The sequence below is a fragment of the Paraburkholderia tuberum STM678 genome (assembly GCF_902833905.1).
GTDB lineage: Bacteria > Pseudomonadota > Gammaproteobacteria > Burkholderiales > Burkholderiaceae > Paraburkholderia > Paraburkholderia tuberum.
In genome coordinates, this window is record NZ_CADFGP010000031.1 from 37,728 (window position 1) to 59,484 (window position 21,757).

General features: G+C 66.1%; 20 protein-coding genes. 5 read left to right on the plus strand and 15 right to left on the minus strand.

Annotated elements, in window-relative coordinates; all coding sequences use genetic code 11:
- Window positions 1–86: 86 nt before the first annotated feature.
- From HWY30_RS24745 to HWY30_RS24760, 4 genes are all read right to left on the minus strand, one after another.
- Window positions 87–2,060 carry a hybrid sensor histidine kinase/response regulator gene (locus HWY30_RS24745; RefSeq protein ID WP_090804692.1) on the minus strand — a complete coding sequence of 658 codons (1,974 nt, stop codon included), beginning with the start codon at window positions 2,058–2,060 and terminating at the stop codon, window positions 87–89.
- A gap of 28 nt (window positions 2,061–2,088) precedes the next feature.
- Complete coding sequence (locus tag HWY30_RS24750) at window positions 2,089–2,241, minus strand: hypothetical protein (protein ID WP_167368652.1); 153 nt, start codon at window positions 2,239–2,241, stop codon at window positions 2,089–2,091.
- An 80-nt stretch (window positions 2,242–2,321) separates the two neighbouring features.
- Complete coding sequence (locus HWY30_RS24755; protein WP_090804690.1) at window positions 2,322–3,932, minus strand: sensor histidine kinase; 1,611 nt, start codon at window positions 3,930–3,932, stop codon at window positions 2,322–2,324.
- A gap of 143 nt (window positions 3,933–4,075) precedes the next feature.
- Window positions 4,076–4,249 (minus strand): hypothetical protein, encoded by a 174-nt coding sequence (locus HWY30_RS24760; protein WP_167368651.1) that lies wholly within the window; start codon window positions 4,247–4,249, stop codon window positions 4,076–4,078.
- Between the two features lie 68 nt (window positions 4,250–4,317).
- Here HWY30_RS24760 and HWY30_RS24765 point away from each other — a divergent pair, with 68 nt between their 5' ends.
- On the plus strand, window positions 4,318–4,809 hold the full coding sequence (locus tag HWY30_RS24765; RefSeq protein WP_090804689.1) for a hypothetical protein: 492 nt from the start codon (window positions 4,318–4,320) through the stop codon (window positions 4,807–4,809).
- A 149-nt stretch (window positions 4,810–4,958) separates the two neighbouring features.
- Here the strand turns inward: HWY30_RS24765 and HWY30_RS24770 are convergent, their stop codons facing one another.
- Window positions 4,959–7,442 carry an AsmA family protein gene (locus tag HWY30_RS24770; protein WP_090804687.1) on the minus strand — a complete coding sequence of 828 codons (2,484 nt, stop codon included), beginning with the start codon at window positions 7,440–7,442 and terminating at the stop codon, window positions 4,959–4,961.
- Between the two features lie 170 nt (window positions 7,443–7,612).
- Between HWY30_RS24770 and HWY30_RS24775 the strand changes: the two genes are divergently transcribed.
- Window positions 7,613–8,353: an ABC transporter ATP-binding protein gene (locus tag HWY30_RS24775; protein WP_090804685.1), complete on the plus strand. Its 741-nt coding sequence runs from the start codon at window positions 7,613–7,615 to the stop codon at window positions 8,351–8,353.
- Entirely contained in the window at window positions 8,350–9,156 is an 807-nt protein-coding gene (locus tag HWY30_RS24780; protein ID WP_090804683.1) for an ABC transporter permease, read from the plus strand. Before HWY30_RS24775 ends, HWY30_RS24780 begins: the two co-directional genes overlap by 4 nt.
- Window positions 9,157–9,225: 69 nt before the next feature.
- On the opposite strand, the gene HWY30_RS24785 is transcribed toward HWY30_RS24780, so the two are convergent.
- Together HWY30_RS24785 and HWY30_RS24790 are read right to left on the minus strand one after the other, a co-directional pair.
- Window positions 9,226–9,774 (minus strand): DUF6013 family protein, encoded by a 549-nt coding sequence (locus HWY30_RS24785; RefSeq protein ID WP_090804681.1) that lies wholly within the window; start codon window positions 9,772–9,774, stop codon window positions 9,226–9,228.
- A 233-nt stretch (window positions 9,775–10,007) separates the two neighbouring features.
- Entirely contained in the window at window positions 10,008–11,024 is a 1,017-nt protein-coding gene (locus HWY30_RS24790) for a zinc-binding alcohol dehydrogenase family protein (protein WP_090804679.1), read from the minus strand.
- A gap of 112 nt (window positions 11,025–11,136) precedes the next feature.
- Between HWY30_RS24790 and HWY30_RS24795 the strand changes: the two genes are divergently transcribed.
- Complete coding sequence (locus tag HWY30_RS24795; protein ID WP_090804677.1) at window positions 11,137–12,105, plus strand: LysR family transcriptional regulator; 969 nt, start codon at window positions 11,137–11,139, stop codon at window positions 12,103–12,105.
- A gap of 22 nt (window positions 12,106–12,127) precedes the next feature.
- On the opposite strand, the gene HWY30_RS24800 is transcribed toward HWY30_RS24795, so the two are convergent.
- The 4 genes from HWY30_RS24800 to HWY30_RS24815 form a co-directional block, all read right to left on the minus strand.
- On the minus strand, window positions 12,128–12,430 hold the full coding sequence (locus HWY30_RS24800; protein ID WP_090804675.1) for a hypothetical protein: 303 nt from the start codon (window positions 12,428–12,430) through the stop codon (window positions 12,128–12,130).
- 87 nt (window positions 12,431–12,517) lie between these two features.
- A complete protein-coding gene (ligD, locus tag HWY30_RS24805; RefSeq protein WP_090804673.1) occupies window positions 12,518–15,334 on the minus strand; it encodes a DNA ligase D in 2,817 nt (938 codons plus the stop codon).
- 48 nt (window positions 15,335–15,382) lie between these two features.
- The gene (ku, locus tag HWY30_RS24810; protein WP_090804671.1) at window positions 15,383–16,402 is read right to left on the minus strand and encodes a non-homologous end joining protein Ku; all 1,020 of its coding nucleotides are present in this window, start codon (window positions 16,400–16,402) and stop codon (window positions 15,383–15,385) included.
- A 201-nt stretch (window positions 16,403–16,603) separates the two neighbouring features.
- Window positions 16,604–17,839, minus strand: a complete 1,236-nt coding sequence (locus HWY30_RS24815; protein WP_090804669.1) for a cytochrome P450 — start codon at window positions 17,837–17,839, stop codon at window positions 16,604–16,606.
- 216 nt (window positions 17,840–18,055) lie between these two features.
- On the opposite strand from HWY30_RS24815, the gene serB reads away from it, so the two are divergent.
- A complete protein-coding gene (gene serB / locus HWY30_RS24820; RefSeq protein WP_090804667.1) occupies window positions 18,056–18,895 on the plus strand; it encodes a phosphoserine phosphatase SerB in 840 nt (279 codons plus the stop codon).
- A 78-nt stretch (window positions 18,896–18,973) separates the two neighbouring features.
- On the opposite strand, the gene HWY30_RS42510 is transcribed toward serB, so the two are convergent.
- The 4 genes from HWY30_RS42510 to HWY30_RS24835 form a co-directional block, all read right to left on the minus strand.
- Window positions 18,974–19,105, minus strand: coding sequence for a hypothetical protein (locus HWY30_RS42510; protein WP_260321381.1), 132 nt, complete (start codon window positions 19,103–19,105; stop codon window positions 18,974–18,976).
- A 51-nt stretch (window positions 19,106–19,156) separates the two neighbouring features.
- Complete coding sequence (locus HWY30_RS41815) at window positions 19,157–19,606, minus strand: hypothetical protein (RefSeq protein WP_244144987.1); 450 nt, start codon at window positions 19,604–19,606, stop codon at window positions 19,157–19,159.
- Window positions 19,607–19,787: 181 nt separating this feature from the next.
- The gene (locus HWY30_RS24830) at window positions 19,788–20,972 is read right to left on the minus strand and encodes a cystathionine beta-lyase (protein WP_090805752.1); all 1,185 of its coding nucleotides are present in this window, start codon (window positions 20,970–20,972) and stop codon (window positions 19,788–19,790) included.
- An 84-nt stretch (window positions 20,973–21,056) separates the two neighbouring features.
- Entirely contained in the window at window positions 21,057–21,734 is a 678-nt protein-coding gene (locus HWY30_RS24835; protein ID WP_176078939.1) for a hypothetical protein, read from the minus strand.
- Window positions 21,735–21,757 lie beyond the last annotated feature (23 nt).

Genomic DNA, 21,757 nt, shown 5'->3' on the forward strand with positions numbered 1-21,757 from the left:
TGAAATCAAAAGGCCTGTCGCGATCGGCGTCGCGACAGGCCTTTGTGTTTTCACGCTGCCTTCAGCGCGCTGCGCTTTATCGAGCCTTACCCTTCCTTTTGCGCCTTCAATTGCGCCGCACTTTCGATCATCGCTTCGAGCTGGCCGAAATTGACAGGCTTCGTCAGATGCGATGTAAAGCCCGCGCTCAAACAGCGGCGCACGTCCTCGTCGGTGCCGAAGCCGGTCAGCGCGACGGCTGGCACGTCGGAATGTTCGCGAAACGCCTTGACGAAATCAAGACCGGTGCCATCGGGCAATCCGACATCGCTGACAACCAGATCGAACCCGTGCAACTGCGTCGCGGCAAGCGCATCGTCGACCCGCCCGACCACCGTCACCTGATGACCCAAGCCGCGCATCAATTGGGCCATCACGTCGGCGGTGTCGGCATGGTCCTCGATCAGCAGCACGGACAGCGAACTCGCCGGCTGCAGGTTGCTCGGCACGATGACCGGCGGCGCGGTGGCCCGCGCGGCGGCGGTCGGCAGCGTGATCGTGAAGGTCGCGCCGCAATGCGGACCGGGACTCCGCGCGGTCACAGTGCCGCCGTGCACGTCCGTCAAAGCCTTCGTGATCGCGAGACCGAGACCCAGGCCGCCGAACTGCCGCGTCATGCTTTGGTCGCCCTGCTCGAACGCATTGAACAGCTTGCCGATCTGCTCCGGCTCGATGCCGATGCCGGTGTCTTCGACCGAGATCTGCACCTGCATGCGTTCGTCGCGTGTGCGCACATAGATATGGCCGCCGTCCGGCGTGAACTTTGCGGCATTGCGAATCAGGTTCCACAGCATCTGTTGCAGCCGCGCGCGATCGGCGAGCACGTAGTGATGCGTCGCGTGCTTCTCGACATGCACGTCCTGCTGCTTGACCTGGATTTCGCTGCGAAAGAGTTCGAGCACGCTGTCGATCACCTCGTGTACGTCGACGGTCTCCAGCGACAGCCGCAGCTTGCCGTTCGCGACGCGCGTCAGATCGAGCAGATCGTCGATCAGCCGCGCCTCCAGTTCGACGTTGCGGCGGATCATGCGCACGCTCGCACGCGCCTGCTCCGGCAGTTCCGGGATCATCTCGAGTACGCTCGCGCCCGCGAGCACCGGCGTGAGCGGTGTGCGCAATTCGTGCGACAGCATCGCGAGAAAACGGTCCTTCGCGCGATTCGCTTCTTCGGCGGCCTGGCGCGCGGCCTGCTCGGACTCGAGCAGTCGCTCGCGCTCCTCGATCGCCTCGCGCTGCGAGTGGATGTCGGTGCAGCTACCGAACCATTTGCTGACGTTGCCATCGGCATCGCGCATCGCGACCACGCGCACGTCGAACCAGCGGTACTCGCCGTCGTGGCGGCGAATCCGCATCTCGTGCCGATAGTCGCCGCTGCGGCTCGCGACGGCCTTCAGCCAGCTTTGCCGGATCTGCTCGCAATCGTCGCGATGCACGGCCTCTAGCCACGCGAGACCATGCGAGCCATGTTCGGGCAAGCCGGTGTAGTCGTACCATTGCTTCGACAGGAAGTCGCAATCGCCGGCCGCGTCGCAGGTCAGCACGAGATGCGGCAACGTCTCCGACAGCGTGCGGTAATGCAGCTCGCGATCGCGCAGCAGCAGCGCTTCGTCGGACGCGCGTTGCAGCCGCACCTGCGACAACACGCGCTCCACGGCCTCTGGCAGATAGTCGAGATAGTCGCCGGACTTCGGCACCACGTCGGACACGCCCGCGCGCAGCGCTTCGATCACGCGCGACTCGTCGGTGAAGCCGGTCACGAGGATCGCCGGAATGCGCACGCCCTCCGCGCGCAGACGCCGGAAGAAATCGAGCCCGGTCTCCGGTCCGCTCAGCTGATAATCGAGCACGAGCAGATCGGGGGCGCGGCTCGCGAGCCGCTCGCGGGCCGCCTCGACGCCGGCGCAGATCGTCACCCGGCAGCCGGCGCGTTCGAGCGACTTGCGCGCGAGCCGCAAGATGCCCTCGTCGTCATCGACGACGAGCACATAGGCGGCGTGCGGCGTGGACACTTCTTCGATCATGCAGGTGCTCTCCGGCTCGGTACGGTGCTCATCTTGTCATGAACGGCTTTCGGACAGCTTCAAGGCGGCGCGAGCCGCTGCCCCGGCGGCAGTTTGACCACTTGCAGGAAAAAGCCGAGAGCGTCGCGTGGCCGTCGTCGTCTTCGATCACAACGATGCTGACCGCTTGCGCGTGATTCATAGGCTCTCCGTGCCAACGATTCGTCATCCATGCCGCCGGGAGAAGGGCAGCGACGGTGCCCGCGCCGGCGTGCGCCGCGCTCAGAGGCGCGCCGGCTGCTCGGGCAGCACCACGAAAAAGGTCGATCCGGCGCCTTCGGCCGATTCGACCCAGACGCGCCCGCCGTGCCGCTCGACCGCGCGCCGGACCACCGCGAGGCCGATCCCCTCGCCGCTTGCGACGTCCCCGTGCAGACGCTGGAACGCGCGAAACACCTTCGACAGATACACGGCCGGAATGCCGAGCCCATTATCGCGGACGTAATAGATGCGCATACGGACCGCGCGCGGCTCGCTTTCGTCGACGGGTTCGGGCGCGAGCGCGCCGACCTCGATGCGCCCGCGGCGCGCCGGATCGAGGAAAGTCAGCGCATTGCCGATCAGATTGCCGAAGATCTGCTCGACCGCCGCCGGATCGCCCCATGCGGGCGGCAGCTCGCGCACCGTGACGCTCGCGGCGCGGTGGTCGATCGTGCCTTGCAGCCCATCGACGACTCGCGCCACCGCGCGCTCGACGCTGACCCGCTGCCACTGATATTCGAGCCGTCCCGCGCGCGAGATGCGCAACAGCGCGTCGATGATCGCCGCCGCGCGCGCGACCGCGGTGCGCAAATAGTGCAACGACTCGCGCACCTCGCCATCGAGGATCTGCGTCATGCGCCGTGCTTCGTTCTCCGGCAGACGAGCCTGTCCGACGAGCACGTCGAGTTCGTCGCACGACACGTGCAGCTCTTTCGAAAACCCCTGCAGATTGACGAGCGGCGAGCGCAGATCGTGCGACACGCTGTAGATGAACATCTCGTTGTCCTGCGTTTCCTGGCGCAATTCCTCATTGACGGCCGCCAGTTCGCGCGCGCGTGCTTCGAGCTCCATCTTCAGCGCCTCCTGCCCGGCTTCCGCCTCGCGCAGACGCGCATCGGTCTGATGTAGCACCGTGTCAAGCGCGGCGATTTCGTCGCTGCCCGACAACGGCGCCGCGAGCGTCCGGCCGCTGCCGAGCCGCTCGGCGTTATCGGTCAGCACTTCGAGGCGTTGGCCGATGCCGCGCGCGAACCCGAAGGCGGTGACCGCCCAGATCAACATCGAGCCGAACACCGCGGCGATCAGCGCGCGCTGCTGAAGCTCGCGCCGCTCGCCGAGCGCGCTCGAGCGCTCGACGTCGAGCTCCGACGCCGCCGCGCCGAACTGGGCCAACTCGTCGCGGAACACGGCGATCTGCTCCGGCAACTCGCCGGTTTCGAGCGCGATATAGGGGCGTAGACTGCGCCCCTCGTGCAACGCCTGCGAGATCGCGACACTCTGTTCGCGATACGCGTCGATCGCGTGCCGCATGCTGCGCACGCGCTCGGCCTGGGCCGGCGTTTCGGCGACGAGCGCATCGAGCTTCGCGAGCCGGTCATTCAGGTCGACCCACACCGCATGGCGGTCGATCAGCGAGGCACTGCCCGTCACCATCGCCGTGCGCACGCGCGCGGCCTGACGCAGCAGCGGATCGACGATGGCCGACGACTCGTAGAGGATCTGCTTGCTGTTGTCGACCCATCGCGCGGCCTGCGCGGTCCGCTCCTGGGTATCGAAGACGACCCCGAGCAGCGCGAGTTCGACCACGCTCGGTATCGCGATCAGCAGCAGACCTTTGGTGAATAGTTTCATGGTTCCGTCAGGGCGTTCAGGCTGTGGTTCAGGCTGTCACTCGAACGGCGGGGCTCGCGCGCACCCGTCGCGCCCTGCAAGGCGGGCGCCGCGCGGCTGGACGGGCCATTATCGACGTGAATCAGAGATATTTCAACGACGCGTCAGCAGGCGCTCGACCACACAAAAATGACTTTTTTATTGGGATGGGATGTTTTTTCCGCGCCGCCTGCGTCTATGATGGAGACAAGGTGTGCTGGGATGCGAATGCGCGCGGCGAGGCGGTTCGGCATGATTCGTGCGGGAGGCGGTGGGGCGATGCGGTAGCGTCGAATCATCGTGAATCCGGCCTTGTCGTATGCTATAAAACATCGACGTGCGGCGCGCGAAAGCCGGGAGTGGTCGCATGAAGACGCAGCGATTCTTGCAATTCTTTTTCAGGCGAATTTTTATGTCCTTCCCGAAAAAGCGTAGGCGCGCGAAGGTGGACGGCGACGAGTCGTTCCTCGCGGTTCTGCGGCATTTCAAGCCGTTCGGTCAACTCGACACCAAGATTGCGCGGGCTCGCGCACAGGACGAACCGGTGCTCTATGCACACGTGCTGCCCGGACTCGACGTGCTTCTATGCAGTGTGCGCGGCGCACAGCCGCCCTACCCCGCACCAGCCGAATTGCGGCGGCGCTGCCTCGAATCCATTACCAACGCGCTGGAGCAGCCGCTCGATGGTCTCGAGAACGGCGGCTACTGGTACGAGGCCGACGGCTTCGGCTTCCTCGTGTTCGCGAGCCGTGCGCGCGGCAAGATTCTGACGGAGTTCGGCGCGACACGAATCGGTACCCGGCGCGGCGTGCGTCGCCAGGATGCGTCGGGCGATGCAACCCCACGTTCGCTCAGATAGGCCAATCGGGCACCCTGAAGTTCAGGGCTGCTGACAGGTCGTTCTCTTCGCTTCATCGAAACCCTGGCTCGACGGCAACCGCGCGCAGTTTCTCACGCGGCATCATGCCGTTGATTCGGCGATCGCATCATCGACGCGCTCGCCGCGCTTCAGCTGCCCTTGTATTCGGCCGCGCTCGCCGGCGACTGCGTCGCTGGCTTACGATCCACCGCGGCTGGCGACGACGCGCCGCCCGGAGACTTGTTGACCGGCGCGCCCTCGAGCGATATCGGCGCCTTCGGCTGTTGCTTGACGCCCGGCGGCGGCGCCTTCGGCATCTGCCGCGCTTGCGCGAGCAATCGCGCGCACGGCAGCGGCTTGTTGTTGCTGGGCGCAAGCAGCGGGATCAGCGCCGCGAACGGATTGATCAGCCCGAGCCCGACCGCCGCGCCGCCGCGCAACGCGAGCGCGGCCGCATTGACGCCGACGTGCGGATCCTTGAAGGTGCCCTTCACGTACAGCGGCGAGCGCAGCGAAAAGACCCGGAAGCCCTTCGTATGCGGATGCACGCCCAGGTCCATCGTCTCGTCGCGCAGATTCACCTGACCGTCGATATTGATCACCGCGTCGCCGGTGTCGAGCGCGAACACGCGCGCTTCGAGCACGCCGTCGGTCGCGACGAAATCGGCGGCCGCGCAGTTGATCTTCACGTTGCTAGTGCCGAACAGCTTTTCATAGACGACGTTCGCGACGTTGAGCCCGGCCGCCTCCATCAGCAGACGGCTCACGGTGCCTTCGGTCACGAGCGCCTTCAACTCACCGTTCGAAGTCGCCGCGAGCGCCGCCGGCGAATTACCGGTCGCGGACAGCGACGCATCGCCGTTGATCTCGCCGAGCGCGTTCTGCATCGTCTTGAAGGTCGGGAACAATTGCTTCAGCTTGACGTGCCGCGCCGACATCGCGAAGCGCCCCTTCAGCGGCGCCGCGCTGCCATCGAGATGAATGTCCGACACGAGCGAGCCGCCCGCGACGCCGAACTTCAGCGGCACGAGCGACAGCACGCCGTCGGTCATCACGACGTGCGTGTACAGATCCGTGATCGGCAGGTTCGCGTTTTTGATGATGCGCCGGCCGGTGAACTTGACGTCGGCGTCGATCGCCTTCCAGCGGTCGGTGCGGAACTCCTCGACCGGCAGCACGCGGTTGCTCGGCTGCGCGGCCGCGTCGCCGCGCCTCGCCTTGCTCGCGTTCGAATCGGCGCCGATCACCGGCGCGAGATCCGAGAACTGCAACAGATGCGACTCGAGTTCGCCCTGCAGCAGCGGACGTGGCTCGCGCCCGGTATAGGTCAACGAACCGTTCAGATCGCTGCCGCCGACCCGGCCTGTAAAGTTTTCATACGTGAACACGTTGCCGCTCGATTTGAACTGACCGATCAGACGACCCTCGGTCGCGTACGGCGGGGTCTCGGGCAAGGTCACGCCGGTCAGCGAATACAGGCGCGCCATGCTGTTGCCCTGCAGCCAGAGGCGCAGATCGAGCGCCCCGAGATGCGCCGGATCGGTGAGCGTGCCGACGAAGGCGATATGCAGATCGCCGGCTTTGACATCGGCCTGCACCGGGAACGGCCGGTTCGCGTCCTGCAGCGCGAGCACGCCGCCGAGCTTGCCGCTGCCCGACACCGGCGTGCGGTTGTAGGTGCCCTTGACGGTCCAGCCGATCGCATAAAGCGGCGTCGCGCGCCTGGCGCCAGGTGCGGTGCCGCTCGCCCCCGAGACAGCCGCGGCCGGGCTGGCGCTCCCGCTGGTGGTTTCGGCCGGTGCGGCGGCGCCGCTCGTCGCGAGCGCGCCGGAACTCGCGGCCACGCCCGACGTTGCGGATGCGCCCGATGCGCCCGACGCCTGCGCCGCCGCTTCATAAGCCGCCGCTGCGGAAGCCGCCTTCGCCTCCGAGGCCGCCTCTGCCTCGGCCTGCGCGGCGAGTTGGCGCGCGCCCGCCCGGCCGACGGCCTGAGCCGACGCGCTGCGCGAGGCCGCTTCCTGCTGCTTCAGCGCGTCGCCGATCGGGATCGGCTGCCCGAGCGTATCGACGACCATCTGCACCTCGACCTTCTTCTGCTGATCCGACAGCGCGATGTTGCCCTTCGCGAACGCGATATCGTGCAGATCGAGCTTCCACTCGGTGGGTCTGCTCGACGACGGCAGCTTGAAGGTCCAGTTATTGCGCCCGTCGACAAGACGTTCCAGATCGACCGACGGATTCACGAGGTTGATCGCCGGAATCTCGATGTCGTGCGCGAGCAGCGGCAGCACCTCGACCTCGAAGTCGATTTCGTCGAGCGTCGCGAACTGCGGCTGTTTGGTCCAGTCGGGATTGCCGATCGCGATGTTGGCCGCCGAAAAGCGCGGCCAAGGCACCCAGCCGCGCCAGCCGGTCTCGCCGACCGCATGACGCCAGCCCACCTTCAGGTCGCCGTTGATCGCAAACGGCCGGCCGATCGCCTGGCTGACCTTGTCGTCGATGTAAGGCCGCGCGCGGTTCCAGTCGAAGCTCAGGATGAAGATGACGAGCGCGACGATCAGGATCACGAGCGCCGCCAGCAGCCATGCAAAGATTTTTCCGACCCGTCGTCCGGTGCCGCTCGACACTGCCATTGAAAAGCTCCGCGTGTTGTTCCACGTTGTGCACCGTGCAGCAGTTATCGTACCTGGCGCGCGAGCATGAATCGCCGCGTCGGTCGTGCGCCGTTGCGCCTCGTCGCTTTATCATGGCGCACGCTTTACCGACAGCCCCACCGGCACACCCTCCCCACGGCGTTCCAACCATGACCGATGTTCCCTTCGTCCTCGCCGACGGCATCGTACGGCGCGATGCGCAGCGCGGCCAGACGCTGTTGCAGCCGACCACCTTCGCCCTGCGCGCCGGCGAGCGCGTCGCGATTACCGGACCGTCCGGCTCCGGCAAGAGCGTGTTTCTGCGCGCGCTCGCACTGCTCGATCCGGTCGATGCGGGGCGCATCCTGTGGCATGGCGCGCCGCTCGAGAGTGCGCGGATTCCGCGCTACCGGCGCGCAATCGCGTATATCCGGCAGCGGCCCGCGCTGATCGACGGCAGCGTCGAAGACAATCTGCGCTATCCGTTTGAGCTGCGGGCATATCGCGACGCGCGCTTCGATCGCGCGTGCGCGGCCAGGCTCGCGATGCAGGCCGGCCGCGGCGAGGACTTTCTCGGCAAGCGCGCAAGCGAATTATCGGGTGGCGAAGCGCAGATCGCCGCGCTGATCCGCGTGCTGCAACTCGCGCCCGAAGTGCTGTTGCTCGACGAGCCGACCGCCTCGCTCGATCCGGCGTCGTCGCGCGCGATCGAAGCGCTCGTGCAGGCGTGGTTCGATGCCGCGCCGGGCGCTCACGCATCGATGTGGGTGTCGCACGATGTCGAGCAGGCGGCACGCATGAGCGAACGGCATCTGACGATGCGCGCCGGCGTACTGGCCGAACACACTTGCGTGCGGCGCGATGCGGACCAACGCGCTCCCGCCGACCAGCGTCGGGAGCCCCGCCAATGAGCCTGCAGAATCTGAGCTTGTGGGACGTCGCGATCGCGACGCTGCTGATCGTCGTGAATGGCGCGGTGTCGGTCGCGCTGAAGCTCGATCTCGAGCGCAAGCTCGCATGGGCGGCGGTGCGCACCGTGGTCCAGTTGCTCGCGATCGGCTATGTGCTCGGCTGGGTGTTCAGTTTCGCTCGCTGGTACGTGGTGCTGCCGCTGATGATCGTGATGACGCTGATCGCCGGTTTCGCCGGCGCGCAGCGCGGCAGCCACACCTATGCCGGACAACGCGCCGACAGCGTGCTGTCGATCTGGGTCAGCTCGTGGCTCGTGGCCGCGGTGGGACTGTTCGTCGTGATCCGCATCCATCCGTGGTACGCGCCGCAATATGCGATTCCGATTCTCGGCATGATCCTCGGCAACACGCTGACCGGTGTATCGCTCGGCATCGAGCGGATGACCGAGGAGCTGACCGCGCGGCGCGACCGCGTCGACATGGCGCTCGCGCTCGGCGCGACACGCTGGGAGGCCGCGCAGGCGCCGGCGCGCCAGGCGGTGCGCGCCGGCATGATGCCGACGTTGAACCAGATGGCGGTGGTCGGCGTTGTCAGTTTGCCGGGCATGATGACCGGTCAGGTGCTGGCCGGGCAGTCGCCATTGCAGGCGGTGCGCTATCAGATCGTCATCATGTTTCTGATCGCGGCGGCGTCGGCGCTGGGGACCGTGGGCGCGGTGCTGCTCACGTACCGGCGGCTCTTTTCGGCCGAGCATCAGTTCTTGCCGGCGCGGCTCGTCGAGCGTGAGGCACGCAAAGAATGACGCACAAGGATGACGCGCTAGCGCGTGCTACGCTCGCGCACGCGGCCATCACGCCGCACGCTCGAACCTTCACCGCTTCGCGGTGACGGCGATCTCCGTGCCGTCGGTCAGCGTCAGCGTTTTCGTCGTGCCGTTGACCGGCATCGTGAAACGCACGATCTGACTCACGCTCACATCGTTCGGACACTTGAGCGTCTTGCCGCCGCTCGTCACGGTTTTCACGCCATGCGGCGTCTGCGCCTGGAAGTTCAGTTGGACGGCCGCGGTGCCGTCGCTCGACACCACCGGCGAGAAGCGGATCTGCGTCTGGCGGATCATCGCGCCATTCTCGTCGACCGGCAGCGACGCATAGTCCGGGCATGCGTCCGTCGCGGCCACCGGACCGCCGGGCGGCACGGTCTTCCACGTGAAGTCGTCCGATTCGCCCGAGCGGATCGTGCGGGTCTCCTGGGAATTGCCGAACTGTTTCGACGTGACGCGAACGGTGTAGCGGATCGGACCGTCGAGCGGGGCCTTGTTGGTCACCGTGATCGGCGTGGCTGCGCGAGCAGCCGGCACGAGCGCGCAGGCGAGAGAAGCGACAACGGAAACGGCGGAGAGTTTGAAGCTGAAGCTCATACTGTCACCTCGTTGTTGTGCCGCTGCGCGCTCGCGTCGACGCGACTGCCTGTGCACTGTTCACGCACTGCCGAGGGCCGGCCGGTTCATACCGGCTGGCCTCGCCGCAAGACACGCAACCGTTTTGGCATGCTGCGTCGTCAGTCTAACGCCAAGCGCGCTGCCGCGCGTGTCGTGTCGGCCCGGGTGTTAACCCGCTTGCGGCGACGCGCTTTCTGCGCGTCGATTTCATCTCAGAAGCCGGTCAGCACCAGCTTGCCGATCGCGCGTCCTGCTTCGAGCAACCCATGCGCGCGACGCAGATTCTCCGCGTTGATGCGGCCGAGGTCCTGGCCGAGCGTCGTGCGCAACGTGCCGGCATCGACGAGCCGCGCGACCTCGGTCAGCAGCTTGTGCTGCTCGATCATGTCGGTCGTGCCGAACATCGAGCGGGTGAACATGAACTCCCAGTGAAACGCGGCGCTCTTCGCCTTCAGCAATTCGACGGGCACGGCGGCGCTGTTCTCGACGATCGTGCAGATGCCGCCTTGCGGCTTGATCAGTTGCGCGGCGGCCGGGAAATTACGGTCGGTGTCGTTGAAGATCAGCACGTAGTCGACCTGCTCGATGCCGATCTCCTTCATCTGCGCGGGCAGATCGCCGAAGTGATCGACGATGTGATCCGCGCCGAGCTCCCGTGCCCATTTCGCCGATTCGGGCCGCGACGCGGTCGCGATCACATGCAGCTTGCCGAGCTGCTTCGCGAGCTGGATGCCGATCGAGCCGACCCCGCCCGCCCCGCCGAAAATCAGCACCGTACGGCCTGCGTCGGCGCCCTGCGGCGATACGCCGAGGCGATCGAACAATGCTTCCCACGCAGTGATCGCGGTCAGCGGCAATGCGGCCGCGTGCGTGAAATCGAGCGACGCCGGCTTGTGTCCGACGATCCGTTCGTCCACCAGATGAAACTCGCTGTTGGCCCCCGGCCGCGTAATGCTGCCCGCATAGAACACCGGATCGCCGACCTTGAACAGCGTGACCTCGGGGCCAGCTGCGACGACAGTGCCGGCCGCATCCCAGCCGAGCACGCGCGGCGTCTTTTCGACGGTGTCTTTCGGCGCGCGCACCTTGGTGTCGACCGGGTTCACGGAAATGGCTTCGACCTTGACCAGCAGATCGCGGCCGGTCGCTTCGGGTTTCGGGATCTCGACGTCGACGAGCGCTTCGGCGTGATCGAGGGGCAGATAACGGTAGAGTCCGACGGCTTTCATGGCTGCTCCTTGTGGGTTCGGTTGATGTGCACGCATGACTCATATCGTAGGATGGTTCTTATTCTGATAAAACAGCCATAATCACTGAATCATTTTTTGGTTTTTCAGAATAATGGATGATTCAAGCCCGGCCGGCCGGTCCGTGCCCAGCGAACGCGAACGGCTCGATCTGCTCGACGTCGCGTTGTTCGTGCGTGCCGCGCTGCTCGCCAACGTGTCGGCGGCCGGGCGCGAGTTCGGTTTGTCGGCGGCGGTCGCGAGCGCGCGGATCGCACAACTCGAAAAGATCCTCGGCGCGCGTTTGTTGCATCGGACCACGCGCCGCATCAGCCTCACCCAGGACGGTGAAGTGTTCATGACGCGCGCCGAGGCGCTGCTCGACGCGGCCGGCGCAGCGCGCGCATCGGTCGGCCGCGCGCAGGCCGCACCGCAGGGACGGCTGCGCGTGTCGATGCCGTCGTCGTTCGGGCGTCAGCATGTGTCGCCGGTGATCAGCGAGTTTCTACGCCGCTATCCGGGGGTCAGCGTCGATCTGCGCCTGACCGATCAGGTGGTCGATCTGGTCGACGCGGGAATCGATGTCGCGATTCGCGTCGGCGTGCTGAAGGATTCGTCGCTGGTCGCACGGCGGCTCGCGGTCAACCGCCGCGTGCTGTGCGCGGCCCCCGCCTATCTGGCCGCGCGCGGCACGCCGCATCATCCGTCGGATCTCGCGGGGCACGAGTGCATCATCCTGTCGGCGCAGCGCGACTGGCGCTTCGTGACGCCCGCCGGCCCGCTCGACGTGCGCGTGAGCGGACGCCTCGTCACCGATAACGGCGAGGTGATTCGCGACGCGCTGCTCGCGGGCTTCGGCATCGCGCTGAAATCGACATGGGACGTGGCGCCCTATCTGCGCAGCGGCAAACTCGTCAGCGTGCTCGACAGCTATCCTCTCGCGGACGACGTCGCGATCTGGGCCGTGTATCCAAGCCGCGCGTTCGTGCCGCCGAAGACGCTCGCCTTCATCGACTTCGTCGCCACGCATTTCGGCGATCCGCCGTACTGGGATCGCGAGCCGGTTGGCCTGGCGGGCGCGTAGGCGCGATGCCCGCTACGCCGCGTCAGCGCTTGCCGACCTTTGCGCCGCCCTGCTTGCGATCCGAGTTCACATCGGCATGCGCGTCGTTCTGCGTGCGTTGCTGATACTCGCCGCCGCCGCGGCGGTCGGTATCCTGCTGCCCATGCGCGATGTCGTCATGTGCCTGCTTGCCGACATGGCGCGGCTCGTCCTCGTGCTGCGACTCGGGATGCTGGTCGGCTTCATGCGGCAGCGGCGCCGCGGCTTCCTGCAACGACTTCGGATCCTTGTTCGCGTGCGGGTCGGCTTGCGCGTCGCCATCGGTCGATTGCGGCAGGGTCTTCATTGCATTGCTCCTTCGCGAAGCGCGTTCGCGCGCCAAGTACGCACGGCGCACTCGCGGGTTGGATTCAGCCACCCGGACGCGCGCTCATCACGCGACGCCCAGACGTTTTTTCATCGCCGCGGTGATGCGCTGACGCGTCTTTGCGTAGCCGGCCCACGGGTCGTTTCCGAGGCCGTCCACGCGCTCGTGGACGTTGCGGATGCCCCATTGATCGCCGCTCGTCGTGCTCTCCAGTTCGTCCCACGCGAGCGGCACCGACACCCCGAGCCCCGGCCGCGCGCGCGCCGAGAATGCGGCCACCGTGCTCGAGCCACGGTTGTTGCGCAGATAGTCGATGAAAATCTTTTTCTTGCGATTCTGCGCGCCCATCTTGGCGCTGAAGTACTGCGGCAGCGTCGTCGCCATGTGCTGCGCGACCGCCTGCGAGAAATCCTTCACTTCGTCCCAGCCGGCCTGCTTCGCGAGCGGCACGACCACGTGCAAGCCCTTGCCGCCACTCGTCTTGCAGAACGACTTCAGGCCCAGTTCGTCGAGCAGCGAGCGGGTCAGTTGCGCGGCCTCGACCATGCGTTCCCAGCCGAGCGAGGGGTCCGGGTCGAGATCGAACACCATGCGATCGGGCTTTTCGATATTCGACGCGACCGCATTCCACGTATGAAACTCGACGGTGCCCATCTGCGCGGCGCCGACCAGCGCGGCGAGCGTGTCGATCGTGATCAGCGGAGGATGGCCGGGATCGAGTCCCTCGTGCTGCGTGACGTGCGGAATCGACAGCTTCTGGCTGTGCTTCTGGAAGAACAGCTCACCGCCGATATCCTCGGGCGCGCGCACCAGCGCGACGGGCCGCTCGCGCAGATGCGGCAGCATCCATTCGGCGATTGATTCGTAGTACTGCACCAGTTCGAGCTTGCTTGCGCCGCTGCTCTTGTCGATCACGCGATCGGGATGCGAGATGCGCACGCCGGCGATTTCGCTCTGTGCACGCGAGCGTGTTGCCGTGGTTCGGGCGGGCGCGCTTTCCTTGGCGGCGGGCCTGGCGGCACTGGCGGTCTTGCTGGTTGCGCGCTTTTTCGGCGCGCCTGTTTGCGACGTAGCGGCGGTGGCGGTTTCGGTTTGCTGTTGCACGTCGGCTCCTTGTCGGGCGGTTTCCCTGACGATCTGGCGCGCCGGCTTGTCGTCGCGCAGGCTGACGAACGACGCCTGGCGCACGATGCCGTCGCCCGTCCATTCGGCGAAGTTGCATTCGGCAACGAGCACCGGCTCGACCCAATGCACGGGCGTGCGGCTGCGCTCGCGCGGTGTGCTCGCGAACGGCATGCGCTTGCTCGCGTGCGCGTCGAGCGCCTGTTTGACCGAGCGCAGCAGCGCGGCGTCGAAGCCGGTGCCGACGCGGCCTGCGTACTGCAGCCGGCCATCGGCGTCGTAGACGCCGAGCAGCAGCGCGCCGAACGCCGAGCGGCTGCCGCCCGGCTCCGAATAGCCGCCGATCACGAACTCCTGGCGGCGCCGGCACTTCAGCTTGATCCACGACGGCGAGCGGCCCGACACATAGCTGCTGTCACGCCGCTTGCCGATGATGCCTTCGAGCGCCATGTCGCACGCGCTCCTGAGCAGCTCGTCGGCGCTGAACGCGAAGTCGTTCGAAAAGCGCAGCACGCGATCGTCGACGCCTTCGAGCAGCGCCCGCAAAATCGCGCGGCGCTGTTCGAGCGGCACGTCGCGCAGGTCGTAGCCGTTCAGAAACGGCAGATCGAACAGATAGATCACGATGTCCTGCGGGCGATGCGCATCGAACGCGTTTTGCAGCAACTGGAAGTTGGGCACGTCGCGTTCATCGAGCACGACCGCTTCGCCGTCGAGCCACGCGCTTTGCACATCGAGTGCCGCGAGAGCCTCGATCTGCTTGCTGAACTTTGCGGTCCAATCGTTGCCGTTGCGCGTGAAAACGCTGACGGCACCGCCCTTCGCTTTCGACGCGTGGTCGATGCGCGCGAGCACGCGGTAGCCGTCGAACTTGATTTCGTAGAGCCAGTCATCGCCTGGCGGCGCGCTGTCGACGAGCGTCGCCAGCTCCGGCTTCAGGCTCGCGGGCAAGACGGCTTTGACCGCGCCTTCGATCGATGGCGATGCGGCGAGTTCGCGTAGCGACTGCGCGCTGCGCGTCGCGACGATGTCGGGGCGTTTGGGATCGGCTGCGCGGCGCGAGGATGCGGATTTCGCCGGCTTGCCCGCGCTCGTGGCCTTGCCGTCGCGCGAGGTTTTCGTCTGCGCTTTCGATTGCTTCGTTTTCCTGCCTTTCGAAGCCCCGTCGGCCAGCACGCTGCCCGGCAGCTTCTTCAGCACGTCGTAGTCGCTTTCGTCGCGCGCTTCCTCGTCGCGCTCCTTGATCAGCAGCCATTGCTCCTTGTCGCCGCTGCCGCGCATGTGGCTCCGTACGAGCGTCCAGCCGCCATGTAGCTTCTCGCCGTGCAAATGAAACTTGAGCTTGCCGGCCGCATACGACCGCGCGGCTTCGGCCGCGCCGCCCGCCGGCTCCCATGTGCCGCGATCCCACACGATCACGATTCCCGCGCCATAGTTGCCGGGCGGAATCTCGCCCTCGAAGGTACCGTATTCGACCGGATGGTCCTCGACGCGCACCGCGAGCCGCTTGACCGACGGGTCGAGGCTCGGCCCCTTCGGAACCGCCCACGACAGCAGCGCGCCGTTCAGTTCGAGCCGGAAGTCGTAGTGCAGACGCCGCGCGTCGTGCTCCTGGATCACGTAGGAGAGCGTATCGGGCGCGGCACGCGTCGCGCGCTTGCCGGTCTTGCTCGCGGCGCGCTCGCGGGTCGTCGCGCCGGCCGGCTCCGGCGTGTCCTCGAAGCGGCGCTTGCGATGATAGTGCTCGAGCCGGTCGTTCATGGCGATGACTCCGGTGCGTTTGGTGCCATAGACGGCTCGGCCGCGCGCTCAGGCCGCCGCGCGCCGTTTGCGGGACGTTGCGGTGGTTTTCGACGTCGCGCGCCCGCTGCCGCCGCTGCCGCCGCTACCGCTGCGACTGCGCGCCGTGCTTGCCGCGCGCGGCTTTTTGCGCGCGGGCGCGGCCGCCTCTTCATCGGACTCGGCCTCGCTATCGCTCTGATCCTCGTCCTCGTCGGCGGCGCGCTTGCGGCCCGTGGCGGCCTGCTTGCCCTTGCCGCGGCCAAGACTGCGGCGCAGCAGATCGGACAGGTCGAGAATGTCGGCGGACTTGCGCGACTCGTGCGGCGTTTCGACCTCGACGACCTCCTCGGTCTTGCCCGCCTGGATCTTGCGCTCGACGAGCGCCATGATGTCGTCGCGAAACGTATCGTGATACTGCATCGGGTCCCACGTCTCGCTCATGTCGTCGATCAGCTTTTTCGCCATGTCGAGTTCTTTCGCCGTCACGCCGGCGGCCTTCATGCCTTCGGGCGGCACGTTGAATTCGTCGAAATTGCGCACCTCGTCGGCCCAGCGCAGCGTGTTCAGCGCGAGCATCGGACCGAGCGGAATCAGCGCCGCCAGATGCTGCTTGTTGTGCAGCACGACACTGGCGACGCCGATCTTGCCCGACGCCGTCATCGCCTCGCGCAACAGCGCATAGACTTTTTCACCCTTGCGGTCGGGCGTCAGGAAATACGGCGTATCGAGATAGAGAAACGAGATGTCGGGGGCGTCGACGAACGCGAGGATGTCGACCGTCTGCGTCGACTCGGGGTTCGCCGAGCGGATTTCGTCGTCCGACAGCACGACGTAGTGATCCTTCTCGTACTCGAAGCCGCGCACGATGTTGTCGCGGGTCACGTCCTTGCCGGTCCGCTTGTTGAACTGCTTGTAGCCGATCGGATCGATCGTGCGCTTGTCGAGCAGATTGAAGCCGACCTTCTCCGACTGCGTCGCCGGATAAAGCTGCACCGGTACGTGGACGAGCCCGAAACTGATTGCGCCCTTCCAGATCATGTGTGCCATCGCGCGCTCCCCTGTCCCATGGCCCTGAGATCTCAGGCGAAGCAGCAAGCGTGCCCGCGTTTCGGTGCGCTCGACACTGCTGCCACGCGTAAAGCAGGAGCGGGTCGGCTCGGCGGCGTGCCGTCATGGGGTTGTAAGTCTTGCGACGAGGCGGCAAAACCTACGGTTTTCCTGGTGCGCGCGGTCTATGCGGCGCCCGCATCAAGGCTCGAGCAGGACCGGTACCGACGCAAACCCGCGAAACCGCACGCGAGCGCCCCGCGTCGGCTCACCATCGACGCGATACGCCGGGAAGCGCTGCACGAAGCGCCCGATCGCAATCCGCGCCTCCAGCCGCGCCAGCGACAGACCCGCGCACTGATGAATCCCGAACCCGAACGCGAGATGCCGGTTCGGGTCGCGGCGGATATCGAAGCGGTCCGGCTCGGCAAACTGCTCGGGATCGCGATTGGCCGCGCCGATGCACAGCGTGACCGGCGTGCCGCGCGCGAGCGCGACGCCGCCGATCTCGGTATCGACGGTGGCCATGCGATTGCCGAGTTGGTTCGAACTCTCGAAGCGCAAGCACTCCTCGACCGCGGTGCCGATCAACTCCGGCTCGCGCAGCAGCGCGGCACGCTCGTCAGACCACTCGCTCAGCGTGACGAGTCCGTTGCCGATCAGGTTGGTGGTCGTTTCATGCCCGGCGTTCAGGATGAAAATGCAGTTCTGCAGCAGTTCGGCTTCAGATAGCTGCTCGTGCGGCCCCTCCCCCTGGATCAGCCGCGTCAGCACGTCGTGCTGCGGATCGCCCGGCTCGCGGCGGCGTCGTGCGACGAGGCCGCGCAGATAGTCGACGAATTCGCTGACCGCGCGATTGCCGCGCTCGAACTGCGCGTCGGTCAGCGACGGCTCGAGCGCGCCCAGTATCGCGAGCGACCAGTCGCGCAACGGCGCGCGTTCATCGTGCGGCACCTCGAGCAGATTGCCGATGACCTCGACCGGAATCGCCGCCGCGAATTCGCCGATCAGATCGATACGCCCGCGCTGCGCGGCCGCATCGAGCAGGCCGTCGACGAGCCGGATCAGGGCGGGCTCCATCGCCGCGATCGCGCGCGCGGTCAGCGCGCCGGCGATCAGCTTGCGCACCCGCGTATGGCGCGGTGGATCGTTGAACACGAGACTCGTGGTGTGATGCGCGTAGAGCAGAGAGTCGCCGTATTTCGGGCGGAACTCGACGGTCTTGTCGGAGCTGAAGGTCTTGGGGTCGCGGTAGACCGCCTGCACGTCGCGAAAGCGCGTCAGGAACAGCGAGCCGTCGGGCATGCGCCGGATTGGCTCATAGCTGCGCAGTGCGTGATAGACCGGATAGGGGTCGGCGTAGAACGCCGGGCTCAGATGACGCAGATCGAAGTCGCGGGCAAGGGAGGATGCCTCGCTGGCGGTTGCCGGGGTCATGCGTTGTCTCCGTGGGGCGTCTTGTTGCGCCAGGGTGGGGTGGTGGGTTCGTGTGAGCGTATTCGTTCGGCCTGCTCCGTTACGGCGATGCGCCGGACGCCGGCTTCAGCCAACGCGACGACCAGCCGCCTGCGACGGGCCAACGCACAGAACCGATACAATAGCGGGATTTTCCGCGCGCCACGCGCCTCTTTCTTCCCGCGTCACCGGTCGTCCATGAACCTCGTCATTCAAAGCGTCGCCCCCCTTTCCGCTGACCACCACAAAACGCTCGTCGCGCTCGCACGCGGCTCGCACGCCGCCGTCATCGACGAGCACGCGATTCGCATCGCCGACGCGAACCTCGCGCAACGCGCCGACGTCGAAGCGTATTGCTATGCGCATCGACTCGACTACGCGTTTGTCGAAACCGGCCGCCAGTTGAGCGACTTCGGCCTCGTCGCGATGGACATGGATTCGACGCTGATCACGATCGAGTGCATCGACGAAATCGCCAATTTCTGCGGGCTCAAAGCCGAAGTCGCGGCGATCACCGAGGCTGCGATGCGCGGCGAGATCAAGGACTTCAACGAGAGCCTGATTCGTCGGGTCGCGCTGCTGAAAGGGCTCGACGCCAGCGCGCTCGAGCGCGTGTACGAGGAGCGGCTGCGGTTGTCGCCGGGCGCCGAACGCATGCTGGCCGGCGCGAAACAGGCGGGCCTGAAAACGCTGCTCGTGTCGGGCGGCTTCACGTTCTTCACCGCGAAGCTGAAGACGCGCCTTGGGCTCGATTTCACGCGCGCGAACACGCTTGAAATCATCGACGGCAAGCTGACCGGCAATGTGATGGGCGAAATCGTCAATGCCGAGGTGAAAGCGCGCACGCTGCGCGAAACCTGCGCGACGCTCGGCATCGAACCGTCGCGCGCAATTGCGATGGGCGACGGCTCGAACGACCTGAAAATGATGGCCGAAGCGGGACTCTCCGTTGCATTCCGGGCGAAGCCGGTGGTGCGGGAAGCAGCCAGCGTGTCGTTCAATTTCGTTGGACTGGACGGTTTGTTGCGGTTGGTTTGAGGCTGGCGCTCGAGGGATCCGTTATCGCTCGCGTCGGCACAACGACCGACGCGCTAGCGAGCCGCGCGAACCGTTGCGTTATCTGTTGAAAATGGCCGGCAAGAACAGCGCGAACATGCCGATGGAAATCAGGATGCTGAAGATCAATACGCCCTTCATGATGCGATCGTGATTTTTGCCTATTTCCAATGACAGGATAAATTGTTTCATAAGCTCCTCCACAAGACAGAACAAGTATAAGAGCTGCACTATCCAATAAAACTAATTGAGGTAAATGTGCAGGGCCGCGGATAGAAGCGCCGCCAGGCAGGTCATGAAAATTGACGTGCCTATCGCCCCACGTGATAGCGCGCCAACCACGGACTCGGTCTGCCGGTGATCGATAACGATGGCGAAGCCGTCCCGCCGCACCTTGAGTAAGCACGCCATCACGGCTATGGAACAGGCGAACGCCAAGCCGCAGAACCCAACGATCCCCAACGCAAGCATCGACGTCTCCACGCTGCCCTGCTCCAAGGCCATCACCGCCTCATAAATCGCGGCGGCGCAAAGTCCGATCGCACACCAGAACAGTTGCCCGTCCTTGACCGACGCCGCAATCATCGTCCTGGCAACGCGCCAGCCATACGCGGGCGCGACGAGCGCGAGCGTAAAGATCGGCCCGGCAATCGGCACCGCAAGGTTCAGCAACAGCCAGAAGAAAAGATTCATCCAAGCCCCTCCCCCGAGCGCCGCAACGTTCCGTCAAGCACACGATCGTAGCGTCGCGCCGCGGCATCGAACATTCGGCCGGACGGTCGGGTCTGCCTGATACTCAGGGCAACAAAAAAGCCCGCCGGGAACACATCCCGGCGGGCTTCTCGAACAACGTGTCGAACAGGGCTAACGCGTGTTAAGCCAGCTTGGCCAGGCTCTGCTCGATATCCGCACACAGGTCCGCCTCGTCTTCCAGACCGATATAGAAGCGCACCAACGTGCCGCGACGCGGCCACTGCGCCGCAGTGCGCATCGACGCGATGTCGTACGGCATCGCGAGGCTATGCGCGCCGCCCCAGCTCCAGCCGAGCGAAAACAGTTCGAGCGACTCGCAAAACGTGTCGATCCGCGCCGCGCTGTACCGTTCGTCGAACACCACCGAGAACAGTCCGCCCGCGCCGCTGAAATCGCGCTTGTACACTTCGTGCCCCGGACAGTCACCGAGCGCCGGATGCAACACCGCGACGACTTCCGGCCGGCTCTTCAACCACGTCGCGAGCGACAGCGCCACGCGATCGTGCTGCGCGAAACGCAACTGCATACTCGGCAGGCTGCGCAGGATCAGCGAGCAGTCGTCCGAGGACACGCCGATGCCCATGCGCATGCGCGCCGCCTTCAGCTTCACATGCACGTCGTGGTCGACCGTGATCGTCGCGCCCATCAGCACGTCGCCGCCGCCCGATTGGTATTTGGTCAGCGCCTGCACCGAGATGTCGACGCCGTGGTCGAACGGCCGGAACGCGAGGCCCGCGGACCACGTGTTGTCGATCGCGGTGACGACCTTGCGCGCGCGCGCCGCCGCCGTGATGGCCGGTACGTCGGGCACTTCCATCGTCACCGAGCCGGGCGCCTCGATCCAGATCAGGCGCGTGTTCGGCTGGATCAGACTGGCGATGCCCGCGCCGATCAGCGGATCGTAGTAGCGCGCCGTGATACCGAAATCGCGCGCGAGCCAGTCGCCGTGGTCGCGGTTCGGCGAGTACACGTTATCGGGAATCAGCACGTCGTCGCCGGCCTTCACGAGGCCGAAGTAGACGTTCGAGATCGACGACAGCCCCGACGGCTGCAGCAGCGCATGATTGCCGCCCTCGATCGCGGCGAGGCGCTGAGCGAGCGCGATCTGCGTCGGCGTCGCATGCAGGCCGTAGCGCCATTGCGCGTCGTTTTTCCAGTCGAGCGCGCGCATCGCGGCGAGGTCGGGAAACACCACCGTCGACGCGCGCGTGACGGGCGTCGAGAACGATTCGAAGCCCGGCGTGATCTGGTCCTCGGCACGCACGATGCGGGTCTGCAGGCCATGTTTGAATTTGGATTCAGTCATGTGAAGCTCGGTGAAAAACATAGTCAAGCGAGCCTGAAGCAACGGCCGCGCTGCGCGATTCCGGATGCCCGGCGCGCGTGCGCATCAGTAGCCCGTTTGCAGGTTGCTGACGCCGCCCACTGGGTGCCCGCCGGCAGCGGGTGCCGGCGCGGGAGCCGCCGCGCCGTTGGCCCCGGCCGGTTGCGGTGAGGGGGCTGCAGGCCTCGTCGCCGCACCGCCGGCCGAACCGGCCAACGGCACCGCCTGCCCTGCCGCCAGCGGCTTCAGGTTGAATTCCTGAGGGTTCGAATCGTCGACGTTCATGCGGTCGCCTTCGAGCGAGCCGTCCGCCGCGAACTTGCCGACCCAGTTGCCGGTGATATGCGTGCCGTCGTTCGATTCCTCGACTTCGAGCGTATCGCCGTCGCGATCGCCGGCGATCAGAATCACCTCGCCGCTATCGGTGTACTGATACTCGCCGTGCACGCCAGATGGATCGTCGGTCTTGGGCCCGAGCCGCAGCACGATCGGCCGCGCGCCGAGCGTGCCCACGTAGCGCGGAAACTTCGCGAACTCGGGGCTCGGTTTCAGCGGCAACTGGATCGGCGGCGGCGCGGCCAGTTCCTTGACCGCATCGCTTTCCGCCCACGCCTGCGACGGCATCCACAGCACCGTGCCCGTACACAACAGCGCGGCGGCGCTCACCACCACGCCGGCGCGCCGGCGCAAGGCGTGCGTTGCCGTGCGGGTTGCCGAACCCTTCGTCACTTTCGCTTCCTGCATCCCGTCGATCCTTGTTGCTGGTT

Excerpts from the sequence above, each read along its gene's own strand:
- HWY30_RS24830 (WP_090805752.1), bottom strand. The coding sequence starts at position 20,972 with ATGACTGAATCCAAATTCAAACATGGCCTGCAGACCCGCATCGTGCGT.
- HWY30_RS24770 (WP_090804687.1), bottom strand. The coding sequence starts at position 7,442 with ATGGCAGTGTCGAGCGGCACCGGACGACGGGTCGGAAAAATCTTTGCA.
- HWY30_RS24800 (WP_090804675.1), bottom strand. The coding sequence starts at position 12,430 with ATGAAGACCCTGCCGCAATCGACCGATGGCGACGCGCAAGCCGACCCG.
- HWY30_RS24835 (WP_176078939.1), bottom strand. The coding sequence starts at position 21,734 with ATGCAGGAAGCGAAAGTGACGAAGGGTTCGGCAACCCGCACGGCAACG.
- serB (WP_090804667.1), top strand. The coding sequence starts at position 18,056 with ATGAACCTCGTCATTCAAAGCGTCGCCCCCCTTTCCGCTGACCACCAC.
- HWY30_RS24790 (WP_090804679.1), bottom strand. The coding sequence starts at position 11,024 with ATGAAAGCCGTCGGACTCTACCGTTATCTGCCCCTCGATCACGCCGAA.
- HWY30_RS24755 (WP_090804690.1), bottom strand. The coding sequence starts at position 3,932 with ATGAAACTATTCACCAAAGGTCTGCTGCTGATCGCGATACCGAGCGTG.
- ku (WP_090804671.1), bottom strand. The coding sequence starts at position 16,402 with ATGGCACACATGATCTGGAAGGGCGCAATCAGTTTCGGGCTCGTCCAC.
- HWY30_RS41815 (WP_244144987.1), bottom strand. The coding sequence starts at position 19,606 with ATGAATCTTTTCTTCTGGCTGTTGCTGAACCTTGCGGTGCCGATTGCC.
- HWY30_RS24815 (WP_090804669.1), bottom strand. The coding sequence starts at position 17,839 with ATGACCCCGGCAACCGCCAGCGAGGCATCCTCCCTTGCCCGCGACTTC.
- HWY30_RS24780 (WP_090804683.1), top strand. The coding sequence starts at position 8,350 with ATGAGCCTGCAGAATCTGAGCTTGTGGGACGTCGCGATCGCGACGCTG.
- HWY30_RS24775 (WP_090804685.1), top strand. The coding sequence starts at position 7,613 with ATGACCGATGTTCCCTTCGTCCTCGCCGACGGCATCGTACGGCGCGAT.
- HWY30_RS24785 (WP_090804681.1), bottom strand. The coding sequence starts at position 9,774 with ATGAGCTTCAGCTTCAAACTCTCCGCCGTTTCCGTTGTCGCTTCTCTC.
- ligD (WP_090804673.1), bottom strand. The coding sequence starts at position 15,334 with ATGAACGACCGGCTCGAGCACTATCATCGCAAGCGCCGCTTCGAGGAC.
- HWY30_RS24795 (WP_090804677.1), top strand. The coding sequence starts at position 11,137 with ATGGATGATTCAAGCCCGGCCGGCCGGTCCGTGCCCAGCGAACGCGAA.
- HWY30_RS24760 (WP_167368651.1), bottom strand. The coding sequence starts at position 4,249 with ATGATTCGACGCTACCGCATCGCCCCACCGCCTCCCGCACGAATCATG.
- HWY30_RS24745 (WP_090804692.1), bottom strand. The coding sequence starts at position 2,060 with ATGATCGAAGAAGTGTCCACGCCGCACGCCGCCTATGTGCTCGTCGTC.
- HWY30_RS24750 (WP_167368652.1), bottom strand. The coding sequence starts at position 2,241 with ATGAATCACGCGCAAGCGGTCAGCATCGTTGTGATCGAAGACGACGAC.
- HWY30_RS42510 (WP_260321381.1), bottom strand. The coding sequence starts at position 19,105 with ATGAAACAATTTATCCTGTCATTGGAAATAGGCAAAAATCACGATCGC.
- HWY30_RS24765 (WP_090804689.1), top strand. The coding sequence starts at position 4,318 with ATGAAGACGCAGCGATTCTTGCAATTCTTTTTCAGGCGAATTTTTATG.